The 9,763-nt window shown below is 66.2% G+C and carries 8 protein-coding genes; 4 read left to right on the top strand and 4 right to left on the bottom strand.

Features of this window, described 5'->3' with window-relative positions; translation table 11 throughout:
- A partial coding sequence (locus Q7T84_RS03085) for an aminotransferase class III-fold pyridoxal phosphate-dependent enzyme (RefSeq protein ID WP_304806236.1) occupies positions 1–667 on the bottom strand: 667 nt, incomplete at its 3' end.
- A gap of 78 nt (positions 668–745) precedes the next feature.
- Positions 746–1,369, bottom strand: a complete 624-nt coding sequence (locus Q7T84_RS03090) for an exopolysaccharide biosynthesis protein (protein ID WP_304806237.1) — start codon at positions 1,367–1,369, stop codon at positions 746–748.
- A 113-nt stretch (positions 1,370–1,482) separates the two neighbouring features.
- Between Q7T84_RS03090 and Q7T84_RS03095 the strand changes: the two genes are divergently transcribed.
- The 3 genes from Q7T84_RS03095 (at position 1,483) to Q7T84_RS03105 (ending at position 4,507) form a co-directional block, all read left to right on the top strand.
- Positions 1,483–2,643, top strand: coding sequence for an MFS transporter (locus Q7T84_RS03095; protein WP_304806238.1), 1,161 nt, complete (start codon positions 1,483–1,485; stop codon positions 2,641–2,643).
- A gap of 75 nt (positions 2,644–2,718) precedes the next feature.
- Entirely contained in the window at positions 2,719–3,738 is a 1,020-nt protein-coding gene (locus Q7T84_RS03100) for an NAD(P)-dependent alcohol dehydrogenase (protein WP_304806239.1), read from the top strand.
- A 103-nt stretch (positions 3,739–3,841) separates the two neighbouring features.
- The gene (locus tag Q7T84_RS03105) at positions 3,842–4,507 is read left to right on the top strand and encodes a glutathione S-transferase family protein (RefSeq protein WP_304806240.1); all 666 of its coding nucleotides are present in this window, start codon (positions 3,842–3,844) and stop codon (positions 4,505–4,507) included.
- On the opposite strand, the gene Q7T84_RS03110 is transcribed toward Q7T84_RS03105, so the two are convergent.
- On the bottom strand, positions 4,494–6,068 hold the full coding sequence (locus tag Q7T84_RS03110) for a DUF389 domain-containing protein (RefSeq protein ID WP_304806241.1): 1,575 nt from the start codon (positions 6,066–6,068) through the stop codon (positions 4,494–4,496). The two genes, Q7T84_RS03105 and Q7T84_RS03110, sit on opposite strands and share 14 nt — an antisense overlap.
- A 243-nt stretch (positions 6,069–6,311) precedes the next feature.
- On the opposite strand from Q7T84_RS03110, the gene gdhA reads away from it, so the two are divergent.
- Positions 6,312–7,655: an NADP-specific glutamate dehydrogenase gene (gdhA, locus tag Q7T84_RS03115; RefSeq protein WP_304806242.1), complete on the top strand. Its 1,344-nt coding sequence runs from the start codon at positions 6,312–6,314 to the stop codon at positions 7,653–7,655.
- Positions 7,656–7,693: 38 nt separating this feature from the next.
- On the opposite strand, the gene cysN is transcribed toward gdhA, so the two are convergent.
- A complete protein-coding gene (gene cysN, locus Q7T84_RS03120) occupies positions 7,694–9,598 on the bottom strand; it encodes a sulfate adenylyltransferase subunit CysN (RefSeq protein ID WP_304806243.1) in 1,905 nt (634 codons plus the stop codon).
- Positions 9,599–9,763: the final 165 nt, after the last annotated feature.

Genomic DNA, 9,763 nt, shown 5'->3' on the forward strand with positions numbered 1-9,763 from the left:
GGTCGCAGATCTCGCGGGCCAGCCGCGCATAGGCCAGGTCGGGGTCGGCCTGGTCGATGAAGGCGTCGTGCTTGAAGGGAGCGGCGAAGATTGCGGCGAGATCGTCGCCGGCCCTGGCGACGGCGGCCTCAAGGCTGGCCACGTCGTTGTAGTCGCAGAACACCTGATGGGCGCGGTCGGTGTCGGTGGTGCCGCTCGGCCGCGGCGTGCACCAAGGGGCCGCGCCATGATAGGCGCCCTTGGCGCGGATGATGGTCTTGCGCCGGGTGTGGGCGCGTGCGGTCATCAGCGCCATTGTGGTGGCGTCGGTGCCGTTTTTGCAGAACATCGCCCATGAGGCATGGGTGACCAGGGCGGTCAGTTCCTCGGCTAGCCGGACCATCAATTCGGTCGGGCCGGTCAGGGTGTCGCCGAGACCCAGCTGGCGCACATAGGCCGCGTCGATCTGCGGGTTCGCATAGCCGAACAGGTTCGGCCCATAGGCGCACATCAAGTCGAGATAGCGATTGCCGTCGACGTCCCAGATGTGGGCGCCTTCCGCCTTGGAGAAGAATTGCGGATAGTCGTCGGGGAGCAGGCCGACCGCCTGATGGCCGTACATGCCGCCGGGAATCACCGCCTCGGCGCGTGCGCGCAAAGCACGGTCCAGGCTGTTGGGACGGTCCATGGGAGTCTCCACCGACGAAGGCCAGAGCGTGACCTTACGCCGAGATGGAAATCCGGCAACCGGCAGTCGTGGCCCTGGCTAGAACATCCCGACCAGGGTGGCGAAGAACGCCACCACCGCCGCAACGATCGCTTTCGACAGCAGGGCCAGCACCGCGATCGAGAGGATGGCCGTGACCCAGCCGACTAGGGCCGCCACGCCGTCGCGTTCGGCCCCGCCAATCGCGAAGGCGGCGATGGCGAAGGAGGGGAGCATGTTGCCGAACGGGATCGGCAGGAAAACGATCAGCGACAGGATGAAGCACAGAGCGCCCACCAGCCGGTCGCCCATCGGGTTGTACATGAAGGTCAAGCGCGGCCGCAGGCGGCGCTCCAGCCGTTCCAGGTGAGGCTTCAGCTTCGCCGTCAGCGACCGGAAGTCGGACATGCTCATCGTCCGCGCGAGCAGCGCCTTGGGCAGCCAGAGCGTCTTGCGGCCCATGGTCCACTGGGCGGTGATGAAGATCAGCGGGGCGCCTAGCAGGGCCGAGACGCCGGGCGGCATGGGCAGCACCAAGGGCGCCGCGAACACGAACATCAGGGCGCCGAAGGCGCGATCACCGAAGGTGTCGAGGAGGTCGCCGACCGACACCTTGCGTCCTGAGCGGGCCCCGATCTGGTCGAGGAGTTCAGACACGCTGGCGGCTTTGGTGTGTTCGGACATTTCAAGCTTGGCGCTAACACGGCGAGGCGCCCTAGCGGAAGTTAAAGCGCGGCAACAAAGGCGAGATCTTACGGGAAAGTCGCCGCCGACTCGCAATAGGCAGGATTTCGATCATGTCCCAGCCCGTACGCCTTGGTCTCTTCTATGCGGCCCTGTTCGTCGGCACGGGGGCGAGCTCTCCGTACATTCCCGTGTGGTTCGCCTCGCGCGGGCTCACCGGAGCCGAAATCGGGCTGATCCTGTCGGCGCCGATGTTTGCGCGTGCGCTGACCGCGCCAGCCATCGCCATGTGGGCCGACAGTTTCCGTCTGCGGCGCACGCCCTTGATCCTGATGGGACTGGCGAGCGCCCTGGCCTATGGCCTGCTGGCCGCGCCGTTCGGGTTCGCCTGGTGGTTCGGCATCTGGTTTGTCGCCAACACCATCCTGTCGACCATGATCCCGCTGACCGACGTGATCGTTCTGGGCCGGGCGCGCCGCGAGGGTTTCAACTACGGCTGGCCGCGCGGCATCGGGTCTGTGGCCTTTATCATCGCTAATGTCGGCGTCGGCCTGCTGCTGGCGAAGTTCTCGCCGGAGCTGGTGCTGGTCTGGATTACCGCGGCTGCCATGCTGGCGGCGGGTTGCGCAAGGGGGCTGCTGCCGCCCGATCCGGTGCGCGAGGGCGGGGCGGGGAGCCGGCTGGCCGAGCGGCTGGCGGGCCTGGGCGACCTGCTGAAAGACAAGAATTTCATGCTGGTGGTGGTGTCGGTCGGCCTGATCCAGGCCGCCCACGCCTTTTACTACTCATTCTCGATCCTCTCCTGGAAGCAACAGGGCCTGCCCGAGAGCATGACGGGATTGCTTTGGGGGGTGGCTGTGGCGGTCGAGGTCGCCTTCATGTGGTTCATGGAGCCGTGGCGGCGACGGATCGGGCCGCGCAATCTGCTGATGATCGGTGGAGGCGCCGCCCTGATCCGCTGGACCGTGCTCTCCTTTGCACCGCCGCTTTGGGTCGTCGTGCTGATGCAGGCGCTGCACACCTTCACGTACGCGGCGACCTTCCTGGCTTCGCTGCAACTGGTTGAACGGCTCTCGACCCCGGCCAATGCGTCCGCGGCCCAGACCATCAATTCGGCGCTGTCGGGCGGGTTGTTGATGGGGGCGGCGACCATCGGCTCGGGCTGGTTGTTCGACGCGGTGGGAACCAAGGGCTACCTCGCCATGGCGGCGATGTCGGCGCTCGGCCTCGTCGGGGCGGTACGGCTCTACGGGGTCCGGCGTCTCGACGCCTGACTTCCGCGACGACAGCCTTGCGGGCGTTTCGGAAGCGGCGACTATGGCCGCAACGAGATCGTAGGGAGTGACAGCATGCGGGCCTTGGAAGTTGCGGCGCCTTGGGGCGCCGATGCGCTGAAGGTCGTGGAGCGTCCCGATCCAGCGCCGGGACACGGCGAGGTCCTGGTGCGGATGAGGGCGGTGTCGCTGAACTATCGCGACATGCTGATGATCAACGGCATGTATAGCCGTGGCTCGGCTACGGCCGGCGGGACCATCACCCCCTTTTCGGACGGCTGCGGCATTGTCGAAGCTGTCGGCCCCGGCGTGACGCGGGTGGCGGTGGGCGACCGGGTCGCGACCCTGTTCTTCCAGAACTGGACCTCGGGCCGGCCGACCTTGGAGAAGCTCAGCTCGGCGCTCGGATTCCCGGTCCCCGGCGCTGGCCGCGAGCTGGCGACGTTCAGCCAGGACGGGGTGTCCAAGGTTCCCGATTTCCTGACGGACCAGCAGGTGGCGACCTTGCCCTGCGCGGCCCTGACCGCTTGGCGCGGGCTGTTCGAGGATGCGCGGCTGGAACCCGGCGACACGGTGGTGCTGCAAGGCACCGGCGGGGTCTCGATTTTCGGCCTGCAGTTCGCCAAGGCGGCTGGTTATCGGACCGTGATCACCTCGTCGTCCGACGAGAAGCTGGCCCGGGCCAAGGCGATGGGGGCCGATACGCTGGTCAACTACCGGACCACGCCGGACTGGTCCAAGGCGGTACGCGAGGCGACGCATGGCGTCGGCGCCGATTTCGTCATGGAGGTCGGTGGGGCCGGCACCATCCAGGAGAGCCTGAAGGCGGTGCGGATCGGAGGGCACATCGCCATCATCGGCGTCGTGGCCGGAGCTGGCGAGGGGGTCAACCCCGGCGCGTTGATCGGCAACAGCGCGCGGCTGCAGGGATTATCGGTCGGCTCGCGAGAAATGTTCGAGGCCATGTGCCGAGCCATCGAACTGCATCGCATCAGCCCTGTGGTCGACAAGGTGTTCCCCTGGACAGAAGCCGCCGCCGCCTTCGCCGCCATGCAGGGCGGGGAGCATTTCGGAAAGATCGTGCTGCAGTTCTGACGGCGTGTGCGGAGGCGAAATTAGTTTAGTCATGACTAAAGTATTGTTGTGGCTTGGCGGTGATGCTGATAGTTAAGCGGTCTCTGTATCAATGGAGTTCGTCGTGACGCTGAAGCTGCACCTTCACCCCTTCGCCTCCTACTGTCAGAAGGCCATCATCGCCTTCTATGAGAACGGCGCGCCTTTCGAAGCGTGCTTCGTGGACCTAGGCGAGGAGGCCTCCCGGGCGGCGTTTCTGGCGCTGTGGCCCATGGGGAAGATGCCGGTCCTCGAGGACGACGTGCGGGGCGAGGTGATCCCCGAGGCCAGCATCGTCATCGAGTATCTCGAGCTGCACTACCCAGGCGCGACGCGCCTCATCCCCGCCGACCCAGATATGGCTTGGCGGACGCGGCTGATGGATCGGATGTTCGATCTCTATGTCCAGAGCCCGATGCAGGCGATCGTCGGCGATCGCCTGCGGCCGGACAGCGAGAGGGACCCAGCGGGCGTGGCCGCGGCACGGGCCCAACTGCGCACCGTCTATGGCGTGCTGGAGAAGGATCTGGCCGGAAAGACCTGGGCGATGGGCGAAGCCTTCAGCCTGGCCGACTGCGCCGCGGCCCCTGCGCTGTTCTATGCTGGGCGGCTGGAGCCGTTCGGCGGCGACCACCCGGTGCTGACCAGGTATTGCGAGCGATTGATGCAAAGGCCTTCGGTGGCGCGGACGGTCGACGAGGCGCGGCCCTATCGCGCGCTGTTTCCTGGTCCGGAGCTTACGGAGGACTAGCCGCGCTGGACGGGGCGGTGGGCTGCATGGTCACCCGCGCCACCAGGTATTGGGCCTCGTCGCCCGTCAGGGTGTCGGGGACGTTGGCGCTCAGGGCAACGTCCTTGATCCCTTGGGCGCGCAGACGTTCCCCCACCACCGATGCCCGGCCTTGCGCGACGCGGAGGTCGGCTGGCCGGCGGCCGCGGGGATCGGGACTGGCGAGGCCCTCGACCTTGGCCGCAGCGACGCCCCAACGGATGAGGGCCCAGGCGATGGCGTCGACTGTCGCGGCCGCTTCGGGCGATAGCGAGGTCGAGCCATAGGCGAACCGGACCTCGGGCAGGGGCGCGAGCGGGGGAATCAGCGTGATCGGGGTTTGCGGCATGAAGCGCTGTGCGGCCTGCTCCAGCGCGAAATAGTCCTGCAGGCCGCCAGGTCGGTTCATGTTGAAGGCCACGGTCAGGCCTGAGGCGTTCTTCTCGATCGACTGAACCTCGCCGACGGCTCCGAGCATCGCGCGCAGCCGCTGTTCTGGACTGGCCGGCTGCGGCTGCGTCGTGGCCGTAAGCCTGGCCGCCAGGGCGCTGCTATTAAGTTCGGCCGCGCCTTTCGCGGTCAAGATCTGCTCGATCTCCACCTGGGCGCCGGGATCGAGTTGGGCGGCGACCTGCGCCTCGGCCCCGGGAATGTACCTGCGGGTCACCACCACGGCCTGCACCTGCGTCGCGCCCTTGTTCTGCGCCTCGACCTTAAGCTCGGTGATATGCGGCGAGGTGTCGGCGAAGGTCTGGTTGATCGCGCCGCGGGCTCGGTTGGTTTCCCGGGTCTCGAAGACAATGCCTTGTAGCGACATGGCGAGGGGGATGCAGAGCGCCACCATGACGCCGACCAGGGCCGGGGTTTCCCAGGCCGCGCCCTGCCGGCCTACGGACCTGAAGCCGTAGCGGCGGGCGACGCCGAAGACCGCGACGAGGATGGCCACGACATTGGTCAGGAACAGCAGCAACGCCCCGCCGGCGATGTCCCAGGCGGCGGTCGCCAGCCCATAGCCGACGACGGCCAGAGGCGGCATCAGCGATGTGGCGATGGCGACGCCGGCGATCGCGCCGCCCTTGCGATTGATCGAGAGATAGGCCCCGACAAACCCCGATAATAGCGCCACCACCATGTCGAGCAGGGTCGGCCGGGTGCGGGCCAGGATCTCGGGCGTCACGTCCTTGAGCGGCGAGGCCCAGACGATGAGGGTCGAGGCCAGGACCGACAGCAGGGCGCCGATCAAAAGGGTGAGGGCCGCGGTCCTGAACCGGGGCGGATCGACGCGCGCCAGCGCCATGCCCATGGAGACAATCGGCCCCATCAGCGGCGAAATGAGCATGGCCCCGATGATGACGGGCGCCGAGGATTGCAGCAGGCCGAGCGCAGCGATCCCGCAGGCGCTGAACAGCATGAAGCCGTAGACGTTGGTCAGCTGGCCGGCATCGTGAATCTCCGCCTCGACCATGCTGCGGTCGCCGTCGCTCAGTAGGCGGGCGGGTGATTTGAGCGCCGAGGTCGCGACCTCGCGTAGGGTGTTGAGCATCAAGGATCACCTCGGCCGCGGCGCAGGCTTGGAGAGTAGCGTCACTGCTCGCGATCACGCCATAGATGTGCGGGTTCTGGTCTCAACTCCGCCCCACGCAAGGCCTTGGACTGGCGCCTTCTCACGACGCACAAATGCACGTGACTGCCCATTTTATGCTCACGCTCTGGGTTGTGCGCCTCGGCGGTTGCCCGTAAATCGCCCTCAAACCCTTTTAGAATAACGCTTTGGTGAGGTCGCCCGATGAAGTTTCAAAGCCTGGACGACTGCCTAAATGGCGTCGCGGCCCAGAACGAAGGGCAGCCGGAATTCCTGCAGGCGGTGACCGAGGTGATGACCAGCCTCTGGCCGTTCATCGAGCGCAATCCGGTCTATGGTGAACACGGCTTGATCCACCGCCTGGTGGAGCCGGAACGCACGATCATCTTCCGCGTGCCGTGGGTCGACGACAAAGGTCAGGTGCAGGTCAATCGCGGCTTCCGCATCCAACACAGCTCGGCGATCGGCCCGTTCAAGGGCGGGATCCGCTTCCACCCGACGGTCAATCTGTCGGTCCTGAAGTTCCTGGCTTTCGAGCAGACCTTCAAGAACGCCTTGACGACCCTGCCCATGGGGGGCGGCAAGGGCGGATCGAACTTCGATCCCAAGGGCCGCAGCCCCGGCGAGATGATGCGCTTCTGCCAGGCCTTCATCATCGAGCTCCATCGTCATATCGGCGCCGACACCGACGTACCGGCCGGAGACATCGGGGTGGGCGGCCGTGAGGTCGGCTACATGGCCGGCATGATGAAGAAGTTGACCAACCGCGCCGACAGCGTCTTCACCGGCAAGGGGCTGAGCTTTGGCGGCTCGCTGATCCGGCCCGAGGCGACCGGCTATGGCACGGTCTATTTCGCCGAGGAGATGCTGAACCACGGCGGCCGCTCGATCGAGGGGCAACGGGTCTGCGTTTCCGGTTCCGGCAACGTCGCGCAGTACGCGGTTGAGAAGGCCATGCAGATGGGCGCCAAGGTGGTGACCGTCTCGGACTCCAGCGGCACGGTCATCGACGAGGACGGCTTCACGCCCGAGAAGTTGGCGGAGTTGATGGAGGTCAAGAACCACTACTTCGGACGGGTCTCGGACTACGCCGCCAAGCTGGGCCTGCGGTTCGAGGCGGGCGTGCGGCCCTGGCACGTGCCCTGTGACATCGCTCTGCCGTGCGCGACGCAGAACGAACTCGACGGACATGACGCCGAAAAGCTGGTGGCCAATGGCGTCCTCTGCGTCGCCGAGGGCGCGAACATGCCTTCGACCGCCGATGCGGTGAAGGTCTTCGAGGAGGCGGGCGTGCTGTTTGGTCCGGGCAAGGCCAGTAACGCCGGCGGCGTCGCGACCTCGGGCCTGGAGATGAGCCAGAACGCCATGCGGTTGTCGTGGCCGCGTGAAGAGGTCGATCAGCGTCTGCTGGAGATCATGCGCGGCATCCACGCCTCGTGCCTGCAGTACGGCAAGCGGCCCGATGGCACGGTGAGCTATGTCGACGGGGCCAACATCGCCGGCTTCGTGAAGGTCGCCGACGCCATGCGGGCGCAGGGCGTCATCTGATCGGATTTGGACGGGGCCTGCGCCCCGTCCAACATCCTTTAGATCGAGTAGTCGAGTTCGCCTTCCAGCCAGGCGACGATGCGCTCGGCGGCTTCCGTCGCCGACATCGCGGTGGTGTCGACGGTGATCTCGGCATGTTCCGGCGGCTCGTAGGGGCTGTCGATGCCGGTGAAGTTCTTCAACTCCCCGGCGCGGGCCTTCTTGTAGAGTCCCTTCACGTCGCGTTGCTCGGCGATCGCCAGCGGCGTGTTCACATAGACCTCGACGAAATCGCCCTCGGCCTGGAGGTCGCGCGCCAGTCGGCGCTCGGCCCGGAACGGCGAGATGAACGAGACCAGCACGATCAGGCCGGCGTCGACCATCAGCTTGGAGACTTCGGCCACCCGGCGGATGTTCTCGACGCGGTCCTCGTCGGTGAAGCCGAGGTCCTTGTTCAGGCCGTGGCGGCCATTGTCGCCGTCCAGCAGGTAGGTGTGGCGGCCGTCGGCGTGCAGGCGTTTTTCGACCAGGTTGGCGATGGTCGACTTGCCCGAGCCCGAGAGGCCGGTCAGCCAGACGACACGGCCACGTTGGCCCTTGAGGGCGGCGCGCGAGGTTTTGTCGACGTCCAGCGCCTGCCAGTGGATGTTCTGGCTGCGGCGCAGGGCGAAGTGCAGCATGCCCGCGCCAACCGTGCGGTTGGAAATCCGGTCGACCAGGATGAAGCCGCCCAGGTCGTGGTTCTCGGCATAGGCGTCAAACGCGATCGGTGCGTCCAGCGAGAGGTTGCAGACACCGATCTCGTTAAGCTCCAGGCGCTTGGCGGCCAAGTGCTCGAGGGTGTTCACATTGATCTTGTACTTGGGCTCGGTGATCTGGGCCGAGACGGTCCGGGTTCCGAGCTTCAGCAGGTAGGGGCGGCCAGGCAGCATGGCTTCGTCGTCCATCCACACCACCGTCGCCTCGAACTGATCGGCGACGGGCGGCGGGGCGCCGGCTTCGGCGATCACGTCGCCGCGCGAGATGTCGATCTCGTCGGTCAGGGTCAAGGTCACCGATTGGCCGGCGACGGCGACTTCCAGGTCGTCGCGGAAGGTGACGATGCGCTCGACCGTGCTCTCGCGGCCCGACGGCAGGGCCTTGATCTTGTCGCCGGGGCGGATGGTGCCCGAGGAGATCAGGCCCGAGAAGCCGCGGAAGTCCAGATTGGGGCGGTTGACCCACTGGACCGGCATGCGGAAGGGCTTTTCCTGCAGGTGGTCGTCGACCGGCAGGGTTTCCAGCAGCGGCAGGAGAGCCGGGCCGTCGTACCAGGGGGCGGCGTCGCTGTGGGCGGTGATGTTGTCGCCCTTCAGCGCCGACATCGGGATGGCGGTGAACTGCTTGATGCCGATCTGGTCGGCGAAGTCTCGGTACTCGGCCAGGATGGTGTCGAAGGTCTCCTGGCTCCAGCCGACCAGGTCCATCTTGTTGATGGCCAGGACGACGTGGCGGATGCCGAGCAGGCTGACGAGATAGGAGTGCCGACGCGTCTGGGTCAGCACGCCCTTTCGCGCGTCGATCAGAATGATGGCGGCGTCGGCGGTCGAGGCGCCGGTCACCATGTTGCGGGTGTACTGCTCGTGGCCGGGGGTGTCGGCGACGATGAACTTGCGCTTGTCGGTAGAGAAGAACCGGTAGGCGACGTCGATGGTGATGCCTTGCTCGCGCTCGGCGGCCAGGCCGTCGACCAGCAGGGCGAAGTCGATATCGCCGCCCTGGGTCCCAACCCGCTTCGAGTCAGCTTCAAGGGCCGCAAGTTGATCCTCGAAGATCATCTTGGAGTCGTAGAGCAGACGGCCGATCAGCGTCGACTTGCCGTCGTCCACCGAGCCGCAGGTCAGGAACCGCAGCAGGCTCTTGTGTTCGTGAGCCTTGAGATAGGCCTCGATGTCATCGGCGATGAGGTCGGATTGGTGGGCCATCTTAGAATTGCCCTCTCAACCGCTCGTCCCGGCGAAAGCCGGGACCCAGGCGGCGGCTCGTCGCGCACATCGTCAAGTCAGCTTGGGTCCCGGCTTTCGCCGGGATGAGCGGGTTTTGATTGAAGTGGGCCATCAGAAGTAGCCCTCCTGCTTCTTTTTCTCCAT

This window comes from Phenylobacterium sp. (genome assembly GCF_030654915.1).
GTDB lineage: Bacteria > Pseudomonadota > Alphaproteobacteria > Caulobacterales > Caulobacteraceae > Phenylobacterium.